General features: G+C 65.5%; 19 protein-coding genes and 1 riboswitch. Of the genes, 9 read left to right on the top strand and 10 right to left on the bottom strand.

Annotation, left to right across the window (positions count from 1 at the left end):
- Positions 1–21 precede the first annotated feature (21 nt).
- Complete coding sequence (locus AOBCEHNH_RS05810; protein ID WP_152063534.1) at positions 22–456, top strand: hypothetical protein; 435 nt, start codon at positions 22–24, stop codon at positions 454–456.
- On the opposite strand, the gene mazG is transcribed toward AOBCEHNH_RS05810, so the two are convergent.
- From mazG to AOBCEHNH_RS05785, 5 genes are all read right to left on the bottom strand, one after another.
- Positions 443–1,309, bottom strand: coding sequence for a nucleoside triphosphate pyrophosphohydrolase (gene mazG, locus AOBCEHNH_RS05805; RefSeq protein WP_152063533.1), 867 nt, complete (start codon positions 1,307–1,309; stop codon positions 443–445). The two genes, AOBCEHNH_RS05810 and mazG, sit on opposite strands and share 14 nt — an antisense overlap.
- A gap of 95 nt (positions 1,310–1,404) precedes the next feature.
- The gene (gene yfcE, locus AOBCEHNH_RS05800; protein ID WP_152063532.1) at positions 1,405–1,968 is read right to left on the bottom strand and encodes a phosphodiesterase; all 564 of its coding nucleotides are present in this window, start codon (positions 1,966–1,968) and stop codon (positions 1,405–1,407) included.
- 98 nt (positions 1,969–2,066) lie between these two features.
- Positions 2,067–3,608 carry a nickel pincer cofactor biosynthesis protein LarC gene (gene larC / locus AOBCEHNH_RS05795; protein ID WP_193221199.1) on the bottom strand — a complete coding sequence of 514 codons (1,542 nt, stop codon included), beginning with the start codon at positions 3,606–3,608 and terminating at the stop codon, positions 2,067–2,069.
- 5 nt (positions 3,609–3,613) lie between these two features.
- On the bottom strand, positions 3,614–4,378 hold the full coding sequence (gene larB, locus AOBCEHNH_RS05790) for a nickel pincer cofactor biosynthesis protein LarB (protein WP_152063531.1): 765 nt from the start codon (positions 4,376–4,378) through the stop codon (positions 3,614–3,616).
- Between the two features lie 171 nt (positions 4,379–4,549).
- Entirely contained in the window at positions 4,550–4,909 is a 360-nt protein-coding gene (locus tag AOBCEHNH_RS05785; RefSeq protein ID WP_118272059.1) for an arsenate reductase family protein, read from the bottom strand.
- 66 nt (positions 4,910–4,975) lie between these two features.
- On the opposite strand from AOBCEHNH_RS05785, the gene AOBCEHNH_RS05780 reads away from it, so the two are divergent.
- Entirely contained in the window at positions 4,976–5,536 is a 561-nt protein-coding gene (locus AOBCEHNH_RS05780; RefSeq protein ID WP_226803321.1) for a Gx transporter family protein, read from the top strand.
- Positions 5,529–6,581, top strand: coding sequence for an FAD:protein FMN transferase (locus tag AOBCEHNH_RS05775; protein WP_152063530.1), 1,053 nt, complete (start codon positions 5,529–5,531; stop codon positions 6,579–6,581). Before AOBCEHNH_RS05780 ends, AOBCEHNH_RS05775 begins: the two co-directional genes overlap by 8 nt.
- On the opposite strand, the gene murB is transcribed toward AOBCEHNH_RS05775, so the two are convergent.
- Positions 6,578–7,528 (bottom strand): UDP-N-acetylmuramate dehydrogenase, encoded by a 951-nt coding sequence (murB, locus tag AOBCEHNH_RS05770; protein WP_152063529.1) that lies wholly within the window; start codon positions 7,526–7,528, stop codon positions 6,578–6,580. The two genes, AOBCEHNH_RS05775 and murB, sit on opposite strands and share 4 nt — an antisense overlap.
- Before the next feature lie 86 nt (positions 7,529–7,614).
- Positions 7,615–7,764, top strand: a riboswitch (FMN riboswitch).
- Between the two features lie 8 nt (positions 7,765–7,772).
- Here murB and AOBCEHNH_RS05765 point away from each other — a divergent pair.
- The 6 genes from AOBCEHNH_RS05765 (at position 7,773) to AOBCEHNH_RS05740 (ending at position 14,454) form a co-directional block, all read left to right on the top strand.
- On the top strand, positions 7,773–8,312 hold the full coding sequence (locus tag AOBCEHNH_RS05765) for an ECF transporter S component (RefSeq protein ID WP_118102418.1): 540 nt from the start codon (positions 7,773–7,775) through the stop codon (positions 8,310–8,312).
- A gap of 2 nt (positions 8,313–8,314) precedes the next feature.
- A complete protein-coding gene (locus AOBCEHNH_RS05760) occupies positions 8,315–10,000 on the top strand; it encodes an ABC transporter ATP-binding protein (protein WP_152063528.1) in 1,686 nt (561 codons plus the stop codon).
- Positions 9,984–10,784 (top strand): energy-coupling factor transporter transmembrane component T family protein, encoded by an 801-nt coding sequence (locus AOBCEHNH_RS05755; protein WP_152063527.1) that lies wholly within the window; start codon positions 9,984–9,986, stop codon positions 10,782–10,784. The genes AOBCEHNH_RS05760 and AOBCEHNH_RS05755 overlap by 17 nt, the downstream gene beginning before the upstream one ends.
- 140 nt (positions 10,785–10,924) lie before the next feature.
- Positions 10,925–12,118 (top strand): coiled-coil domain-containing protein, encoded by a 1,194-nt coding sequence (locus AOBCEHNH_RS05750; RefSeq protein WP_226803320.1) that lies wholly within the window; start codon positions 10,925–10,927, stop codon positions 12,116–12,118.
- A 59-nt stretch (positions 12,119–12,177) separates the two neighbouring features.
- On the top strand, positions 12,178–13,233 hold the full coding sequence (gene galE, locus AOBCEHNH_RS05745) for a UDP-glucose 4-epimerase GalE (protein WP_152063525.1): 1,056 nt from the start codon (positions 12,178–12,180) through the stop codon (positions 13,231–13,233).
- Between the two features lie 153 nt (positions 13,234–13,386).
- Positions 13,387–14,454 (top strand): polyprenyl synthetase family protein, encoded by a 1,068-nt coding sequence (locus AOBCEHNH_RS05740; protein WP_152063524.1) that lies wholly within the window; start codon positions 13,387–13,389, stop codon positions 14,452–14,454.
- Between the two features lie 131 nt (positions 14,455–14,585).
- On the opposite strand, the gene AOBCEHNH_RS05735 is transcribed toward AOBCEHNH_RS05740, so the two are convergent.
- The 4 genes from AOBCEHNH_RS05735 to AOBCEHNH_RS05720 all read right to left on the bottom strand — a co-directional run bounded on the left by AOBCEHNH_RS05735 (position 14,586) and on the right by AOBCEHNH_RS05720 (position 20,258).
- Positions 14,586–15,485: a TVP38/TMEM64 family protein gene (locus AOBCEHNH_RS05735; RefSeq protein WP_226803319.1), complete on the bottom strand. Its 900-nt coding sequence runs from the start codon at positions 15,483–15,485 to the stop codon at positions 14,586–14,588.
- A 296-nt stretch (positions 15,486–15,781) separates the two neighbouring features.
- Positions 15,782–17,659 carry a sensor histidine kinase gene (locus tag AOBCEHNH_RS05730; protein ID WP_226803318.1) on the bottom strand — a complete coding sequence of 626 codons (1,878 nt, stop codon included), beginning with the start codon at positions 17,657–17,659 and terminating at the stop codon, positions 15,782–15,784.
- Positions 17,660–17,706: 47 nt separating this feature from the next.
- Positions 17,707–18,468: a response regulator transcription factor gene (locus AOBCEHNH_RS05725; RefSeq protein ID WP_226803317.1), complete on the bottom strand. Its 762-nt coding sequence runs from the start codon at positions 18,466–18,468 to the stop codon at positions 17,707–17,709.
- A 413-nt stretch (positions 18,469–18,881) separates the two neighbouring features.
- Positions 18,882–20,258: a 6-phospho-alpha-glucosidase gene (locus AOBCEHNH_RS05720; protein WP_039910625.1), complete on the bottom strand. Its 1,377-nt coding sequence runs from the start codon at positions 20,256–20,258 to the stop codon at positions 18,882–18,884.
- Between the last annotated feature and the right edge of the window lie 179 nt (positions 20,259–20,437).

Genomic DNA, 20,437 nt, shown 5'->3' with positions numbered 1-20,437 from the left:
CCATTCGTCAGGAGGCGCATCATGAAAATCCTGAGCGTTCACAAGAACACGCTGCTGCTCATCGCCAGCATCGTCTGGCTCGCGGCCGGCGTGAACATCGCCCGCATCGGCCTGGAGGCCTACGCTGCCGGGCACCTCACCTTGCTCAACATCGTGCTGAGCGCGGTTGTGGGCATCGTGTTCTGGACCTTCATTTTCGGCAAGCTCGTGGTGAAGCACACCGCACGCATCACCGGCTATGAGGAGGAGCGTCATTTCTTCCTCAAGTTCTTCGATGTACCGGCCTTTGTCATCATGGCGGTCATGATGACGGGCGGCATTTCGATCCGCGCGTTCGGCCTCGCCCCCGAGGGGTTCATCGCGGTGTTCTACACCGGCCTCGGGTGCGCTCTGACGCTCGCCGGCCTGCGCTTCGCCTGCATGTGGCAACGCGAGGCCCGCGTTACCCGCGCTTGACCTTGTCCCACAGCGAATTGAGCCGCTCGGTCGTAAGAGACTCCAGGGCAACCCCACCCTCATAGGCGGCGTTTTCCATCGCGGCCCAACGCTCGCGGAACTTCGCCGTGCTCGCGCGCAATGCGCTCTCGGCGTCGATGCCCTCCTTGCGGGCCACGTTCACCAGTGCGAAGAGCAGGTCGCCAAACTCGAGCTCGCGCTCGGCGGTGCCGGGCGCCTCCGCCTCAAACTCCGCGCGCTCCTCGGCCACCTTGTCCCATACGTCTGCGACGGTCTCCCATTCAAAACCCGCAGAAGCCGCCTTACGCGAGACCTTCTGAGCCTCCATGAGCGCCGGCAACGACCGCGGAACGCCCTCGAGCAGGCCCTCTGGGCGCTCGCCGGCCTCCGCCGCATCGGCGTCCTTGGCGCCCTTCTCGGCAAGCTTGACGCTGTCCCAAATGGCGAGCACCTCGTCGGCGGAATCGGCGCTGCGCCCTCCAAACACATGCGGGTGGCGACGGATGAGCTTGTCGTTGATGTCGCGCGCGACGTCGGCCATTGTGAAGGCACCGGCGTCCGCCGCGATCTGGGCATGCAACACCACCTGCATGAGCACATCTCCGAGCTCCTCGCGCAAGTGCGCCTCATCGCCGGCTTCGATGCAGTCCAGGGCCTCGTAGGCCTCCTCGATCATGTTCTTGCCGATACTCTCGTGGGTCTGCTTGCGATCCCAAGGGCAACCATCGGGCTGGCGCAGGCGCCAGATCGTCTCAACGAGGGATTGCATCTCCTCGCGCGCGTCGGAAAGCGTCGAGGTGTCGCGTGTGATGCTCGCCAGACTCGACGACCCGGTCTCGGTCCATGAACCCATGTCTCGTGCTCCTTTTGCTCTGACGCCCCAATTGGGGACAGGTACAAATTGTGACTTCTTGCAAAGTCACAATTTGTACCTGTCCCCAATTGCGATTAGTCCAGGGTGATGTGGCGGAAGGCCTCACAGAGGGGCAGCCCGCTCTCGTAGATGCCGCAACTGTTCGACCCGTCCTTGGGAATCGACACGCTGCCGGGGTTGAACAGCCACAGACCGGGATGGTCCGCACTCTCCTCGTTCACCTTGATATGCGTGTGACCGAACAGCAACGCCGAACCCTCCGGGAGCTGCGGCACGCGGTCCGTGCTGTTATGTTTGCCCGCGCCAAAGACATGCCCATGGGTGCAGAACAGCTCGCGGCCGTCGTCGTCCAAAACCACGGCACTGTCGGACATGCAAGGGAAGGCGAGCACCATCTGATCGACCTCGGCCTCGCAATTGCCGCGCACGGCGATGAGGCGCCCAGTCGCTGCCAGACCGTTCAGTAGCTCGATCACGCGCTTGGGAGCGTAATCGCGCGGGAGGTCGTTACGCGGGCCGTGATAGAGCAGGTCCCCCAAGAGCAGCACGCGGTCGGGCCGCTCGCGATCGATGACCTCCATCAGGCGCTCGGTCCAGTATGCCGACCCGTGGATGTCGGATGCGATGACGAATTTCATGGTGAACCCTTCCCGCGCGACGTGCGCCGCGCTGCATCGAGGTGTGTCGGGAGAACCCGGCCGATCAAGGGGACGCACGCACTGCATCCCCCGTCAGGTCAAAGGGACGCGCGCACCGCATCCATCACGGCGGTCAAAGGCACGCCGGCCGCCCGAGCCGCCGCGGCACAATCCTCGTACTCGGGAGTCGCGCGCTCGGTCCCATCGGGCAGCACGGCGATCTTTACGGAGATAGGGCCGAACGCGGTGTCGCGCACCTCGAGGCGACGCGGCAGCACCGTGCGGTCCATGATGCAACGGCGGATGCCAAGCGTGCTCGTCTCGCGAAACACCACGGCCTCGATGGCCGCAGCCTCCTGCGCCTCACACAGAACTTGCAGCTCGTAGGCGGGGCGGCCCTTCTTGGCAACGATCGGCACCCAATGGACCTCGCGCGCACCGGCCTCGGACAGCCGCACGGCGGCGTAAGCCATCTGCTCAGGCGTCATGTCATCCAGGTCGCACTCGAGCTTGCATACCGTGGTCGGAGGCTGCGTCTCGCTCGAGAGGGGCGCGGGCCGAGACGAGGGCAGGGGATCGGCAAGGGCATCTTCGCCCGCGGCACCGCGGCGCCCGCGATGGAAAGTGGGCGCCGGGCCACTCAGCGGCTCGATCAGCATCGCCCGAAGGATGGACGGCCGCTCGTAGGCACGCTTGCCGGCACCGAGGCCCACGCTCGCCACGACGTAACGCTCCGGAAGCACGAACTCGGGGTTGAGCGCCGCCACCAGGGCGGCGCCTGTGGGCGTCACCAACTCACCCTCGACCTCGCAAGGAGCCAGCGGCAGACCGTGCGCACGGCACACGCCCACCGTTGCCGGAACCGGCACGGGCATGACGCCGTGCTGGCAGCGCACGGTTCCGCGCCCCTCGACGAGCACGGGCACGATCGCGCGCTCGATGCCAATCAGATCGACGAGAACCGCCGCCGCCACGATATCCGCGATCGAATCGACCGCCCCCACCTCGTGGAAGTGCACCTGCTCGACCGGCAGACCGTGGGCCTCGGCCTCAGCCTCGGCGAGGATGCCAAAAGCGCGGCGGGCGAATGCGGCGGCCCCAGGAGCGAGCGGAGCGGCCTCGATGATGGCGAGGATGTCGGCGAGGTTGCGATGGGCATGGTCGTGGGCGCCGCCTCCCGCATGATCATGATGGTGGGCATGGTCGTGAGTGTGGCCGGCATGGTGGTGATGGCCCTCATGGTGATGGCCGTTGCAATGGTCGTGGCCGCACCCGCTCTCCCGGCCGTGGATGTGACCGTGATCACCCTCGCACGCATGCTCGTGCCCATGCAGGTACGCCATGTCGTGGTCGTGGTTCTCATGCGCCTCGTCCAGCACCACATTGAAGTCCAGGCACGAAATGCCCGCCTTGGACACGCGGCCCACCTCGAGGGAGAATCCCTCGACCGGCAGAGCCGCCAGCGTGGTGCGCACGGCTCGCTCGGCCGCCTCCGAGTCCTCGGCCGCATCGATCAAGGCGGCCACGAGCATATCGCCCGCGACACCGGCCTGGCAGTCGAGCCACAACGTGCGGCCGCGGCCAGCGTCGTTGCCAGCGGTGCCATCCGCCGATGAGGACATCCCCTTCTCATTCAGCATGTAGCTTATGCCTCCCTACCAGGCAGATGATTGATGAGCGAAGCTTGGAACCCAGCTCCAAACCCGTTGTCGATGTTCACGACGGATACGCCGCTCGCGCAGCTGTTCAACATGGCGAGCAGCGCGGTCACACCCTCGAAGTTCGCACCGTAGCCCACACTCGTGGGCACCGCGATCACCGGGCACCGCGCCAGACCGCCAACCACGCTCGGCAGCGCCCCCTCCATGCCAGCGACAGCGATGATCACCTGCGCGCGGGAGATCTCCTCGGCATGGGACAACAGCCGATGGATGCCCGCGACGCCGACATCGTGAACCGCATTCACGCGATTGCCCAGGAAACGCGCGGTGAGCGCAGCCTCCTCGGCGACGGGCAGGTCGCTCGTGCCGGCGGTGAGCACCAAGACCTCGCCATTTCCATCCGGCTCGGGCAGTCCGCCCACCACGCCACAGCGGGCGGCCTCAACATACTCGAACGGGCAACCCAGGTCGGCGAGGCCCCGAGCCTTCGCCTCGTCGAGCCGCGTGATGAGGACGCGCTCCTGGCCGCCCTCGCGCATGGCACCGACGATACCCGCGATTTGACCGGCAGTCTTACCCGCACCGTAGATGACCTCGGACACGCCCGTGCGAAGGCCGCGCTGCATGTCTACGCACGCGTAGCCGAGATCGGTCGTCGCACCGGCTTGGACGCGCCTCACCAATTCGTCAGGAGCCACACGTCCGCCCGCGACGTCGCGGGCGAGAGCTTCTAGTTCATGAACCTCCATCGGCCTCTCTTTCGATTCCCCGGATGGCACTTCCATCCACGTGATCGGCCGCAGCGCGGTGCCGCGGCCGGACTCAAAGGTATCCGGGCGAGATGCCCGACGTGAAACATATGTCAACCGCCGCAGAAGCCACACGCGCGCCGCACCGGGACATGCTCGCGCGGTGTACGGCTACAGGAGTGCCTCCGCCCAGGCGTCCTCCTTGAACCCCGTCAAAACAGCGTTGTCCGCAACGATCAGGGGGCGCTTGACCAGCATACCGTCGGTGGCGAGCAGCTCATAGGCCTCCTCGTCCGTCATGCCGGCGTCGAGCTTGGCCTTGATGCCGAGCTCGCGGTACTTCATACCGCTCGTGTTGAAGAAGCGGCGCAGCGGCAGGCCGGAGCGCTCGTGCCACTCCGCCAGCTCCGCCGCCGTGGGATTATCCTCGACGATATGGCGGTCGACGTACTCGACGCCATGCTCATCCAGCCATTTCTTGGCCTTTTTGCAGGTAGTGCACTTTGGATATTCGATAAACAGGACGGCCATGAGGGCTCTCCTCTCGTGTTGGATGCCAAACTCCTAACAGCGTACCCAACCCGTATAATGACAAGCATGAGAAACTCAGCTGACACATCCGATAACGGGCGACGCACGGCGCCCGCAGCACCGGCCTCGCCCGGACGTCGCGCCGCGCTCTACGGCGTGCTCACCGCCGCCGCGCTCGTATGCGGCTACCTCGAACTGCTCATCCCCCTGCCCGTCACCGTACCCGGCGTTAAGCTGGGCCTGGGCAACATCGTGATCCTCATGGCGCTCAAGCGCCTGGGCGCGAAGGCAGGCCTCTTCCTCATGTTCATCAAGGTCATCGCCTCGACGCTGCTGTTCGCCAACCTGCAGATGCTCGTCTTTTCCCTGGCGGGCGGGCTGCTGTCGTGGGCCGTCATGGCACTCGCCGTGCGCAGCGGGGCCTTTTCCACCGTCGCCACATCGGTACTCGGCGGACTCGCCCATAACGCGGGGCAGCTCGCCGCCGTCGCCGCACTGCTCTCCGGCCGCGTCGCACTCGTGAACATGCCCGTGCTCGCCGTGTCCGGCGTCCTGTGCGGGGCCGCCGTGGGCGTTGCCGCCCGGCTCGTCCTGCGCGCACTGTCCCAGGAGGCATTCCATGGATAGGGAAAAGGGCACGCCGATCTCCCGGCGCGATCTCATGTGCGGCGGCACCTGCTCGGTCCTCACACTGATGCTCTCCGGATGCACACAGCTCAGAACCGACGCCTCCGCTGCAAAGCCGGTCACCGGATCGACCTTCGCCTTCGACACCTACTGCACGTTCGGCGTCTACGGCGACGACACCGCGCCGGCACGTCTGGCCGACGCATGCGCCCACTTCGATGCGCTGTTCGACCTCTACGACGAGAAGTCCGATATCGCCCGCATCAACACGGCGGCAGGCGAGCCCGTTCGCGTGCACGCCGACACCGTCGACCTCCTGCTCGCCGCCAAAACGTATTGCGAGCAGGCGGACGGCCTGTTCGACGTCACGATCGGCGCAGTTTCCACGCTCTGGGATTTCACTGAAGGCGTGCGCCCGGCACCTGAGGCGATCGCCGGCGCCCTGCCCCATGTGGATTGGCGCTGCATCGAGATAGACGAGGAGGCGCTCACCGTGCGCCTCGCCGACCCGCAGGCCAAGCTCGACTTGGGCGGCATCGCCAAGGGGTATGTGGCCGACCGCCTCTGCGATCTGCTACGCGACGAGACGAGCGCCACCGGCGCCGTGCTCTCGCTCGGCGGCAATATTGCGCTGTTTGGGGAGAAGCCGAACGGCGAACCCTGGGAAACCGGCGTCCGCGATCCCAACGACCCGGGCGGCGACACCGTGGTGGGCACCGCACGCGTCCAGGGAGGGTCGCTGGTGACGAGCGGCCTGTACGAGCGCGTGTTCGAACAAGACGGCGTCACGTACTGGCACATCCTCGACCCGCGCACCGGCGAGCCCGTCCAGACCGACGTGGCGAGCGTCACCGTGCTCAGCCCGTCCTCAACCGCCGCCGACGCGCTCTCGACCACGCTGTTCGTGGCCGGCAGCCGCCGCGGCGCCGAGATCGCCGACGCGCTCGAGGACACGGCGGCGTACTTCATCCTGCAAGACGGCCGGACCGTCGAGTCCACCCGCTGGCAAGAGCTCACGAACTTCTCGTCTCAAATGGGACGCTAGAACTCGCCGATCATGCGGACCTCGGGCTCGAGGTCGACGCCGAACTGGGACTTCACCTCGGCTTGCACGTGCTCGATGAGGCCGAGCACGTCCTTCGCGCTCGCATGGCCCGTGTTGACCACAAACCCGCAGTGCTTCTCGCTCACCTGCGCATCGCCCACGCGCGCGCCGCGCAGGCCCGCGTCCATGATGAGCTTGCCGGCGAAATACCCCTCGGGGCGTTTGAACGTAGAGCCCGCGCTCGCCATCTCGAGCGGCTGCTTTTCCTCGCGACGGCGCCGGTAGTCGTCCATGGCGGCGCGGATCATGCCCTCGGATGCGGGCGAGAGCTTGAACGTGGCGGAGATTACGATGAGACCGTCGTCGTGCACGCGGCTCTTGCGGTAGCCGAGGTTGAGGTCGCGCGCCTCGAGCGTGACCACGGATCCGCGGTTGCCGTGCTTGCTCGGCACGTACACGCGCACGGACTCGAGCACCTCGCCCGTCGTGCCATCGTAAGCGCCGGCGTTCATGAAGCAGGCGCCGCCCACGGTGGCGGGGATGCCCCACAGCGGCTCCATGCCGGAGAGGCCCTGGTCAGCGGCGGCGAGCGCCACGTCGCGCAGCAAAGCTCCCGCCTCGGCCGTCACGCGCCAATGCGATGCATCCACTTCGATGCCCGCAAAGTTGTCGCGCAGCAATACGACGACGCCGCGGATGCCGCGGTCGCCCACCAGCAGATCGGAGCCGTTGCCCACGATCGTCACGGGCACGCCGCCCGCGTAGCAGGTGTCCAGCACACGCACGAGGGCATCCGCCGTGCGCGGCGCGACCAACACGTCGGCCGGTCCGCCGATCTTGAACGTGGTGTGTTCGCGCATGGGCTCGGTCATAAGGACGTTGTCCTCACCCGCAACCTGTGCCAGGACGCACAACATCTCTTCGCTCACATACTCATGCTCGTGCATCGGGATACCTCCCCCGTGTAGAAAACAAGTCTGGCCCCACTATACCCGAGCAGCCGTTGCGCCACGCAAAAAGGCGCGTTATAGTCGTTTTGTTTCAGGGCGGGGTGCAATTCCCCACCGGCGGTAAATGCGCGGCAAGACCCCTTGCCAGGCGCATGAGCCCGCGAGCCGCGAAGCGCGGCCGACCCGGTGCGATTCCGGGGCCGACGGTATAGTCCGGATGGAAGAAACGGAAGGTCTTTCCATGAACAACGCTATCGATACCCGCAAGATCGCGCTCGCCGCACTCTTCACCGCCGCCTCGCTCATCCTGAGCTTGGTGCAGATCCCCATCTTCCCCATCGCCCCGTGGCTCATGTACGACCCGTCGGGCATCGTCTGCCTCATCGCCGCGCTCGCCTTCGGGCCCAAGCTCGGTGCGGCCGTCGCCATCATCTCCTGGCTGCCCCGCGTCTTCCTCGACCCGTTCGGCGCTCCGATGGGCATGCTCTCCACCTGCGCGTTCATCATTCCCGCAGCCATCATTTACCTCAAGGGCGAGCGCTCCCGCAAGGCGTCCGTCGCCGGTATGGTCGTGGGTGCAGCGCTCTCCATCGCCGTCTCGTGCGCCATGAACCTCGTGGTGACGCCGCTGTACACCGCCATCGCCGTCGAGGATGTCGCCGCCATGATCGTCCCCGTGCTACTCCCCTTCAACACGCTGAAGATGGTCATCAACGTCACGGCCGGCCAGGTGCTCCTCGCCCCGTGCATGAACGTCCTCAAGGCGCGCAAGGGCGCATAGCGATGACCGAGGTGACCGAAGCAGCCGCAGCAGCCGAGCCGGCGCCCCCGTCCGCGGACTCCACAACCCCGTCCGTGCGCCCCACAAGCCGCCCACGGCCCGCGGAACCGCACATCGAGCTGCACGGCGTCCATGTTTCGTACCCCGGCGCCCCCAATGAGGCGCTCGCCGGCATCGACCTTCAAATCCCCACAGGGCAATACGTGTGCATTCTGGGCGGCAACGGCTCGGGCAAATCGACCTTGCTGCAGCTCATGAACGCGCTGACACTTCCGAGCGTGGGCGAGGTCCGCGTGTTCGGCGTGAACACCTCCGAGGAGGGCGCGGCGCTCGCAATCAGGAGCCGATGTGCGAGCGTGTTCCAGCATCCCGAAGACCAGATGGTCACGAGCATCGTCGCCGACGACGTCGCGTTCGGCCCCGAGAACCTCTGCGTCCCCCAGCCCGAGATCGCGAGCCGGGTCGACGCCTCGCTCAAGGCCGTCTGCATGTCCGAACACTCCCTAAGCGACCCCGCCGACCTGTCCGGCGGCCAGACCCAGCGCGTCGCCATCGCCGGCGCGCTCGCCATGGAGCCAAAGATCCTGCTGCTCGACGAACCTTGCGCCATGCTCGACACCCAGGGCCGCTCCAACATCCGCGCCATCGTGAACGCCCTTCGCAAGCGCGGCATCACCATCGTGCATGTGACGCACTTCATGGACGACGCCTTGGATGCCGACCGCGTGCTCGTCCTCGAACAGGGGCGCATCGCGTTCGACGGGACCGCCGCGGAGGCGTTCGCACGCGATGAGCGCGTGCAGGCCCTGCACCTCGAAGTACCTCGCAAACCCGCGGAGATCTTGAGAGTCGCCGCCGGTCGCGCGGTCGCACCGACATCCGGGGACCCCAGTGTCACGTTCAACCGCGTATCGTTCTCCTACGCTGCCGCGCGCAACCCGCGCAGGCGCCGGGGGCTCTTCGGTGGGCGCAATCGCGCTGAGGGAAGCGTCGCTACACCACTCGCCCTCGAAGACCTCTCCTTCCAGGCATTCCCTGGAACGCTCACCGCACTCGTCGGCCAGACGGGTTCGGGCAAATCGACCACCGCCGAACTCGCGTGCGCGCTCAAGCTCCCGCTTGCCGGAACCGTCCGCATCTGCGGTGTGGACACCGCGGACCTGAACCACCGCTCGGACATCCGCCGGCATGTCGGGTACGTCTCCCAGCTGCCCGAGCGCCAGCTGTTCGCCGAGACCGTCTTCGACGACGTCGCCTTTGGCCCGCGCAACATGCACATGCCCGAAGACGAGGTGCGCTCGCGCGTGTGCGAGGCGCTCGCCTCGGTCAACCTCACCCCGACCGACGAGCTGCTCGCGCGCTCGCCGTTCTCGCTGTCCGGCGGCCAGCAGCGCAGCGTCGCACTCGCAGGCGTGCTGGCCATGCGCCAGGATGTCCTCGTGCTCGACGAGCCCATGGCCGGCCTCGACCCCGATGGACGCCGGCACGTGCGGGACCTGCTGCGCGCCCTCAAGCGCGCGGGGAGCACGCTCATCATGGTCACCCACAGCATGGAAGACGTCGCCGAGCTCGCCGACCACATGATTGTCCTCGAACGAGGACGCGCCCTCCTGTCGGGCTCTCCCGCGGAGGTCCTCCCCACCCTGTTCGAGCCCGAGGAGGTGAGCCCCCGTGGCGATTCGCGCTAGCATCGGCCAGTATTACTCGGCCGATTCCCCCATTCACCACCTGGATCCGCGCGTCAAGCTCATGGGTACCCTCGCCTTTATGGTGAGCTGCTTCTTCGTCGATTCCGTGGAAACGCTGCTCCTGGCGGGCGCCGCGGTGTTCACCGCCATCGCACTGGCACGCGTGCCCCTCCGCCGTCTGCTCGCCCAAATCAGGCCCATCGCGCTGTTCCTCGTCATCACCTCGGTGATCAACTTGTTCCTGGTACAAACTGGGCCCATCGCGCTCCAGCTGGGACCCGTCGTCATCCACGCGGACGGCGTGTCGGCCGCGGTTCTCTACACCGTGCGCTTCTTCCTGCTGCTTTTGGGCGGATCGCTGCTCACGCTCACAACCACCCCAGTCGCCCTCGCCGACGCCGCCGAGAAGCTGCTCGCCCCGCTCGAGCGCGTGGGCGTCCCCGTGCGCCAGGGCACGCTCGTGCTCTCCATCGCACTGCGCTTCGTGCCCACGCTCTCCCAAGAGGCGGAGAACATCGTCGCCGCCCAGACCGCTCGCGGGGCCGATCTTGAGAACAAGGGCGCCCTGGCCTACGCGCGCGCCTGCGTACCGCTCATCGTCCCGCTGTTCGCCAGCGCCCTGCGCCATGCCGACAACCTCGGCCGCGCGATGGACGCCCGCTGCTACACCGGAGGTGCCCGCACGCACTACCACGTGATGAAGCTCGATCCGCGACGCGACGGCGCCGCCTGCCTTGTACTCGCCCTGTATCTGGCCGCCCTCGTGGCGCTGCGCCTCGCATAGCCCCGTCGCACGGTCGCTCTGGGCAACACCCGAACGGGTCTTCATCAAATAGACGCGCAACGTCCATCTTGAGACGCCGCCTGTGCGGTATCCTTAATCCGCATATGTGACACCACAACACACGCAAAATGGAGCTATCTATGTCACACACCGCCAAGAGCACGCAGCGCACCCATGGTGCCACGGCTCACGTCTCCCCTTCGCTTTCCCGCCGAGCACTGGTCGCATCTGCACTCGCGGCCGCAAGCTCGGCTGTACTTTTCGGGCTTCCCGCCCGCGCACACGCCGCCCGCGCAACGCAGGCAACCATCGACGCCCTCGCCACCGCCGAGGAAAAACTCGCCGCCGTCGAGGCCGAGCTCGATAAGCTCGCCGCCGACTTCGAGGCCCTCAGCCATGAGCAGGACCGCACCGTCTCCCAAATCGAAGAGGTCCAAGCCCAGCTCGACGAGACGCAGGCGCAGATCGACGAAAAGCAAGCCGAGCTCGAGGGCAAGCAGGACGTCCTGTCCCGCCGCGTGTCCAACAGCTACAAAGACGGCGGCACCAGCATGCTGACGCTGCTCATGGCCGCCGACTCCTTCGACGACCTCCTCTCCAACAGCCACTACATCGAAAAGGTCAACGACGCCGACAAGCAGGTCATCGGCGAGATCCAGACGATCCGCGCCGAGCTCGAGCAGCACAAGTCGACGCTCGAATCCCAAAAGGCCGACCTCGAGGCGCTCAAGGAGCAACAGGCCCAGCAGCTCTCCGTGATGCAGGCCAAGCAGGCAGAGGTCCAGCAGCTCGTGGACGGCCTCTCGTCCGACGTGAGGGACCTCATCGCCAAGCGCGATGCCGAATACCTCGCCGCCGTTGCGGAAGAGGAGCGCCAGAAGGCCGAGCAGGACAAGTTCCAGCAGGGTGCCGGCGGCTCCTACGTTCCCAGCACGGGTCACGTCTCGGGACCGGTCAAGTCCCTGGAACGCGTCCTCTCCGCATGCCGCGCCGTCCCGAGCCCCGGCAACGGCCTGTGCGCCATGTGGGTCTCCCGTGTTTTCGCTTCCGCCGGCTTTGGCTATGTGGGCGGCAACGCGAACGACATGTATAACCGCTACTGCACGAGCTCCGACCGCGGCGCCCTGAAGCCCGGCATGATCATCGCCTCGCCCACACATCCCCACACCTCCGCCGGCCGCATCTACGGCCATGTGGGAATCTACGTGGGCAACGGCACGGTCATGGACAACGTCGGCTTCATCCGCTCCATCGGCGTGGACGAATGGATCGCCTACTACGGCGTCACGGTCACCCCGCGCTGGGGCTGGATCGGCGGCTGGGTCCTCGGTTAAATCACCCCTCAAACCGCTGCGGTATACTTTTCGAACATCCCCATGAAAGGAGCAATCGCATGACTCAGATCCTCGCTGCGCAGGACACCTGCGTCCTCGTCACCGGCGGTGCCGGCTTCATCGGCTCTCACACCGTCGTCGAGCTGCTTGAACGCGGGTACCAGGTCGTCATCGTCGATGATCTCTCCAACGCCTCCGCCAAGGTGGAGGATCGCATCAAGACCATCGTCGGCCCCGAGGCGGCCGCGAACCTCACCCTCTATGTCGCCGACGTCAACGACCGCGAGGCCCTCACCCGCATCTTCGATGTGCACCGCATCGACCGCGTGATCCACTTCGCCGGCTACAAGGCCGTGGGCGAGTCCGTGACCAAGCCCATCGAGTACTACAGCAACAACATCGGCAACACACTCACGCTCGTCGACGTCATGCGAGAGCACGGCTGCAAGTCGATCATTTTCTCCAGCTCCGCCACCGTCTACGGCGACCCGGACAGCCTGCCGCTGACCGAGAGGAGCCCCAAGAAGCCGGCCACCAACCCCTACGGTTGGACCAAGTGGATGATCGAGCAGATGCTTACCGACCTCCACACCGCAGACCCCGAGTGGAACGTCGTGCTGCTGCGCTACTTCAACCCCATCGGCGCCCACGCCAGCGGTCTTATGGGCGAGGACCCCAAGGGCATCCCGAACAACCTGCTGCCCTACGTCGCGCAGACCGCCATCGGCAAGCGCGAGGCCGTCCACGTCTTTGGCGACGACTACCCCACCCCCGACGGCACCGGCGTGCGCGACTACATCCACGTCTGCGACCTGGCCTCCGGTCACGCCGCTGCACTTGCCTGGATGAACGGCCGCGAGGGCGCCGAGGTGTTCAACCTGGGCACCGGCCGCGGCACCTCCGTGCTCGAGATCATCCGCGCCTTTGGCGAGGCTTGCGGGCACGAGGTCCCCTACGTCATCGACCCGCGCCGCCCCGGCGACGTGGCCGAGAACTACGCCGATTGCTCCAAGGCCCGCGACCTCATGGGTTGGGAGGCCCAGTACGGCATCGACGACATGTGCCGCGATGCCTGGAACTGGCAGTCCCACAACCCCAACGGCTACGAGGGATAGCGGCCATTCAAGGCGCGACGACCCATCCCACCTCGGCGTCGATCGAGCGGATGTGACGTCACACGCAACCATAGGAATCCCGTGCGGGGCGGTCTCGACCGCCCCGTTTTGCTAGCATTGTCCGAGAGAGAACTCCCATGGAAAGGGCTGCACATGAGCGATATGACCGGACACGCGGGCGAGAGCTTCGTCGCGTATCTGAAAGACAGGCTCCCGCTGATCGAGCGCGCCCTGCATGAGGCCGACGCCGTGGCGATGAGCCATGAGGGCGCGCCCACGGAGGACCTCGACCGCTACCTGTACGCCCCGCTTGCGCACTTCACCGCGGGCGGCGGAAAGCGCGTACGCCCCGTGCTGGCACTGCTCGGAGCCGAGGCCGTAGGTGGCCGCGCCGATCAAGCGCTCTCGTGCGGCGTCGCCATCGAGCTGTTCCAAAGCGCCGCCCTCATTCACGACGACATCGCCGATGCGAGCGAACTGCGCCGTGGCGAGCCCTGCCTGTATCGCACCGAGGGGCTCGGTCTCGCCATCAATGCCGGCGACCTCGCCCTCACCCGCGTGTTCGAGATCGTGCTCGCCGATGGGTCGCTCCCCGCGGAGCGCCGGCTGCGCGTTCTCGAGGAGCTTGTGCGCATGGAACGTCACACGCTCGAGGGCCAAGCGCTCGACCTCGGATGGGCGCGCGACGGCCGCTGGGACGTCACGAGCGATGATTACCTCTACATGATCGACGGCAAAACAGCCTGGTACACCGTGGCCAGCCCCCTGTACGCAGGAGCGCTCGCCGCCGGCGCCGAGCCCGACGCGGTGCGCGGCCTCATCGAGGTCGGCCTGCCCGCGGGACTCGCCTTCCAGCTGCAAGACGACCTGCTGAACCTGGTGGGCGATGCCGACGCACAGGGCAAGGACTTCCGCAGCGACATCACGGAGGGTAAGCGCACCCTCGCAGTAGTGTGGGCGCTCGAGCATCTTGGCGGCGCAGAGCGCTCGGAGCTTGTCGAGCTGCTCGAATCCGGCACGGCCGATACCTCTCGGCTCGCGCGGGCCGTCGAGCTCATCGAGCTGGGCGGCGGCATTGATAAGTGTCGCGAACTCGCCGCCGAAAAGACCGCTGAAGCCCAAAAGCGCGCCCGCGAGCTCGCCGAGCGCGGCGTCATTACCACCGAGGCGGCCGAGCTGCTCGTTTCCATGGCGGATTTCTTCATCAATCGCCGCGCGTAAGGGGCCGCACTCGGCCAAAAGCATCAAAACCTTCCCCAAAACGTACACTTATTTAGCGTTTGCCCAGGATTTCGAAAAATAAGTGTACGTTTTGGGGAAGGTTTTGCGCTTGGATGCGAGCCTGGCGCCTCTCACCGCGTACGGCTGCGCAGGCGCCGGTACATCAGGCCGCCCACCGCCAAGAGAAACGCCGACGCCACCAGCGTGCATGCGACCAGCGGCCAATTGCCGGAGCCGACCGCCGACGCCGCGATTGTCGAGGTCACGATAGAGGGGATACGCCCAAACGTGGCGATCAGGACGACCGGCAGAAAGCGCATGTTCGTCAACCCGGCGAAATACGTCAGGAAATCCTTGGGCGTGCCGGGAATCAGGAACACGATGAGCATGATGAGCTCGAGGCGTTTGGCGCTCTTCAGCCAGGAGAAGCGGTCGAACAGCGATCGATCGAAAAACAATCCGACGAGTTTCCAGCCCCAGCGGCGCGTCGCCCAGTAAATCATCGACGTCGCCAGACCCGAGGCGACCAGGCACAAAGCCGTGCCCTCCCAGAAGCCGAACGCATACCCGCTGGCGAGCTCCACGGGCTCGCCGGGCAAAAACGCCAGCAGCACCTGCACGATGTTGATGCCGAGCATGGCAAGGCGGCTGACAAAGGCCTGGTCGGACACGAACGCGCGAACGGCGCGCGCGTCGGCAAGCCATGCAAGCAGGCCGGGGAGGTACTCCCAGCACAGAAGCGCAGTGATAGAGGCAGCCGCGACCAAGCCGATGAGCACGCGACGGCGCAAAACCCTGCGGCGAACGTCGATTTCCGAGTCCTCGTCAATAGACTCACGAACCTCGGCGGGTGCGGTGGAACACGCCACCTCGGCAGAATCCGCCGCAGCCCCGGTGCGATCGCGCTTCCAGACCTCAGTCAGCTTCTTGACGTCCAGCTTGCGCGCTGCACCGCCACATGCCACAGGCTGCTGCGGAAGCAGGGCGTTCATCTCCATGGGAGCCTCGCCCTCGGTCTGCATTCTCATCATCGCGGCACCTCCTACGTTCCGTGCGAGTTAAGTGTCGCAAGAGGGTGTCTACGTTTTGTCGACCAGCGATGACAATTACGTAAGCCTTAGGCATTCCTAAGTAATTCTTTACAGACGGCATGAGCCGCCCCGCCATGCGAACGTCCCCATCTATGGAAGGGCCTCGCCGCGGGGGCCATCCTCGGCCTTGGCGGGGCCCCTGATGCGGAGGCCATCCTCGGCCTTGGCGGGGCCCCTGATGCGGAGGCCATCCTCGGCCTTGGCGGGGCCCCTGATGCGGAGGCCGCCCCACCTCTCTAGAAAACGCTCTCCCGGTCGGGTCGGACATCGAGCGTCGCGATGACCCGCGCGCCGCCCGTCTCGGCGTTCGTCAGGGCGATCTTGCCCCCATGGAGTCCGCACAAGACGCTCGACACATTGAGCCCCAATCCGAAGTGCTCAGCGGACTTGTTCTCACTGAAGAACGGGTCGCAACCGCGGTGAAGCGCCTCGGGGGTGAACCCCGGCCCATCGTCGGTTACAACCAGGGTGAGCACCCCCGCATCGACCATCATGTCGAACGTCACGATCGACGATGCGTGCACGCAAGCATTGCTCAGCAGGTTGTCGAGCACCTCCTCCACCAGGGGAAGATCGATGGCGAGAAGCGCGGCGGGACGACTGTCTGTCGCGGCTTTGAGGGTGGATTCCGACGCGCAGCACGTTTTGGGCACGGGCGCCCTGTCTGCCTCGGACACGGTCGGCAACTTCAGCTCCAAGCCGCCGCCGCGCGCGGCCATCACCTCGGACACATGTCGATCCAACTCCTCACGGAGGTCGTCGAGCGCAAAAGTCTCGCGCTCGACGGGACGGTCCTCCAACTTGCTGAGACCGCCCATCGAAGTCGCATATCGCTCGAGACGTGCGACCTGGGCGGAAAGCGCGTCGAGCGCATCCCCATCCAGCGTGTCGCCGCGGCGCAGCCGCATCTGGGCCATCTCGACCGTTCCCTTGAGCACGGTGATGGGCGTGCGCAGGTCGTGCGCGAACGCCGCGTTCAGACGACGGCGTGATTCGGCCGTGCGCCATAGCTCGCGCTGGGCCTCGAGAAGCGAGGCGCGCATGTGCTCGAGCGTTTCCGACAAGCGGCCCAGCTCGCGACCGCGAACGACGCGGATGGTAAAATCCAAGTCCCGCTCGGCGATGCGGTCGGCCGCACCGGCGAGCTCGGCCAACGGCCCGGCGATATGAACGCGGTAGAAATGGCGGAACGTCAGCCAGCCCAGAACGCCATAGGCAAGGACGGGCGCGAGCCCCGTCGCGAGCGTGAGGATCCAAGGCACCAGGCTCGCAGGCGGCTGCGATGCGGCATAGTATGCGGTATTCGAGACAAGCCCCTCGCCGAACGTCTCCTCCAGATCCGCGCCGGTCATGGACTCGAACAGCTCGACGCTCTGCGCACGCCCCTTGCGGCTCAGCTCATCATAGCGAGCGAGATTGTCTGCAGAGATCGTGCTGTTCGCCTCGAGGATTTCCTCTTGGGGGTACCCCTCGTTGTAGTTGAGCCCCCAGTCGTACAACTGGACCTGGCCGCTGCGAACCAAATCGACGGTTGCGTACAGCGAGCCGATGGTGCGACCGCCGTCCGGCACATACCCGCTTCCGGTCCCCCAGTCCCCGGTCGCAATGAAAACCGCATACGGCCCGTCACCGGGCAAGTCAAGCTCGGAGGCGGGGAGCAGCTCACCCGCGTTGGGGTCGTAGACATACGGGCCCGAATCGATTGTTCCGCGCTGGGTCAGGCCGTTTTCGAGGCTCACCTCGAGCTCGTAGTACCCGTTGTTCCATGTCGAGAGAACCTCGACCATGCCCAGCGCCAGTAATGTGGCAGCCGCAAGATACACGGCCAAATACACCGTGAACGTCACGCCGAGTGGTCGGGTGCGCCACCACGCGTGCAGGCGCTCGCGCTTGGGGAGCTGTTTCAGGGCCTCGCGCTCGCGGGCGCGAGCCTCACGACGCAGGGAACGACGATACCGACGGCCCTCTTTACGCACGCCATGGCAAACACGGCGTTTTTTCCGGCGAGCTGCCGCGCGAGAACGGGGCCCGCTCGTGTTGTCGGCGTCGCATTGCGGGCCACAGCCGACAACGGGGCCAGCAACGGGCTGAGCGTCGTATTCCGCGTCGGGCATGGTTCCGTTTTGTGCGTCGGGCGTGGCGCCGTTTTGCGCGTCGCCCCTCACTTGGCCACCCACTTGTAGCCTACGCCCCACACCGTCTCGATGGGATCCTCGGCCACACCGGCGGCAGCGAGCTTGTTTCGGATGCGGCGCACATGCTCGCGCACCTGCGACGGATCGCCCGCGGCGTCCCAACCCCACACGCGCTCGTAGATGGCATCGCGGTCGAACACCTGGTCCGGCCGCTTGCTGAGTAACGCGACGATGTCGAATTCGAGCTTGGTGAGGTCGACGTATACGCGAGAGGGCGCGTCGTCCCCGGCTGCCAGCGGCCCGGCAGCGCGCTCCGCAGCCCCGCCCCCCGGCTCACCGGCACCGGGTCGCACCTCTACCGTGCGCCGTCCGTAATCGATGGTGAGTTCTTGGAAGAATCGGACAGCGTTCTCGCGCTCGCGCACACGACCCTCGCGCGCCATATGCGCGGCAACACGCCGGCCGAGCACTTCGAGCGAGAACGGCTTCATCACGTAGTCATCGGCGCCGGCGGCAAAGCCGTCGAGTTGGTCGACGTCCTCGATGCGCGCGGTGAGGAAGATGATCGGGCAGCTCAGGTGCTCGCGCACGCGGCGGCACACCTCGAAACCGTCCATGCCCGGCATGTTCACGTCGAGCAGCATGATGTCGGGGGCGACGCCCGCCGAAGCGGCAGCGAGCGCCTCGGCCCCGCTATTCGCGCACACGACCTCGTAGCCCTCCATGCGGAAATACTCCGCGAGCATATTCGCGATATCGACCTCGTCGTCGACAACCAACATGCGCATAGTGCAGCCCCCCATCTTCGCCGAAATCTCAGCTCAAAGCATCGTCTCGTCAGCCCAAAGCATCATCCCGCCGTTTCCCTTTCGCTATTTTCCACCATACCTGTCTATGATTTGTCGATACAGATAGGATGCCTCCCCTTGGGAGGATATGAACGATTGGAGGCTATGAACGATTGCGAAGATTGCATTCATTGGACTTGCAACGTTTTCCCAGGTAGAGAGCTGTACAAAAAAGGAGCTTATGAACGAACCGTTCATAAGCTCCTTTTTCTGCTGGCGAAATCGTTCACATCCTCAAAGAACGCGGCGGGCAGCCCGCCACTTCGCCAGGCACCGCGGCCACTTCGCCAGGCACCGCGGCCGCAACGCCATCAAACACTGGCGCCGCCTCAGGCAAGCCGTCGGGAATTCCCCTACTTCAGCTCCGGCCAAAAGTCCTTGTTGGCCTCGATCATCTCATCGAGGACCTCCTTGGCGACCGTCATCGACGGGACCGTCTTGTTGAGCGTGAACGCCTGGAGCGCCTTCTCGTACGACCCCTCGATGCACGCCTGGACCACGAGCTTCTCGGAATTGAGCTGCTGCATCATAAGGCCCTGCTGGAACAGCGGGATGTTGTCGCGGGAGATGACCTCGGGGCCGTTCTTGCCGATATACGCGGGAAGTTCGACCATCGCGTCGTAAGGCATGTTTGGGATCGCGCCGCGGTTCTGGCAAATCACCAGGAAGCGCGCCTTCGTGTCGTTCTTGAGCGCGACGGCCAGATCGGCGATCCAGTCGCCGTGGCTGCCGGCGTAGAACGTGCTCTCGTCGATCTCGCCCGTGGCCTCATAGCGGTCAATGCCGGCGAACAGGTTGTGCTCGCGCGTCTCCTCCACCTCGTTAGCGCGTGTGCGCTCGGGATTGGAATGCTCGACGAACTCCTTCTGCTGCAGGTAGTAATTGAGATACGTGTTGGGCAGGTACTCCGGGAAGAGCTCCATGATCTCGTAAACGCCCTTCCAGACGTAATACCAGCTGCCCTTCGTGTGGCGGTTCTGCTTGCTCTCGTCCTCGTTGTCGGTGTTGGACTTCATGAGGGAGCTCATACCCTTGAGATAGCTGCTGGGGAGCAGGATCTCATGCTCCTTGATGTACTCGCGCAGCTGCGGCAGCACCTCCTCGCCCTTGTGACGGATGCTGGTGAACCAACCGAAGTGGTTGAGGCCGAAGTAATCGTACTCGACGTCCTTCTTGTCGATCTCGAGCGCGGCGCACACGAGGTCGATGATGGCGATGGGCATATCGCAGATGTTGATGATTCGGGCGTTCGGGCGCATCACGCGGCACGCCTCGGACACGATCGCAGCGGGGTTGGAGTAGTTGAGGATCCAATACGTGGGCTTGGCGTACTTCTCCACATCATCGATGAGCTCGACCATGGGGAAGATGGTGCGCATGCCGTAAGCGAGACCGCCGCAACCGCAGGTCTCCTGACCGACGCAGCCATGGCGCAGCGGGATCTTCTCGTCCTGCTCGCGCATGGCGTAACCGCCCACGCGCATCTGGGCGAAGACGAAGTCGGCGTCGGAGAAGGCGGTCTTCTTATCGGTGGTGACCGTCAACTTGATGTCCAGGCCGAGGTCCTCGTGCAAGATCCAGTCGACGAGCACGCCAACCTTGCGCTGGCGCTCCTCGTTGATGTCGTACAGGCGGATCTCCTCAACCTCGAGCTCCTCTTTGCGCAGTGCGATGGACTTGACGATACCGGGAGTGAAGGTGGAGCCGCCGCCGGCGAGGGTGATGATCATGGTGCATCCTTTCTCATGCGTGAAACGAAAAATGCGCTTGCCCATGTCTGAAACGGCGCGGAATCGCCGCGCGATACGCGGCGTGGGACCGTGCTGACGGGGGGCCGGACGGGCTTGCGCGCCCGGCCCCGGTACGAGGCCGACGTGAAGGGGATCGGGACCGCCGTCGAACGCATCGC

This window comes from Collinsella intestinalis (genome assembly GCF_902501455.1).
GTDB classification, from domain to species: Bacteria; Actinomycetota; Coriobacteriia; order Coriobacteriales; family Coriobacteriaceae; genus Collinsella; species Collinsella intestinalis.
Note: the sequence above shows the minus strand (reverse complement) of the source record. Positions and strands in the feature narration are given on the sequence as shown.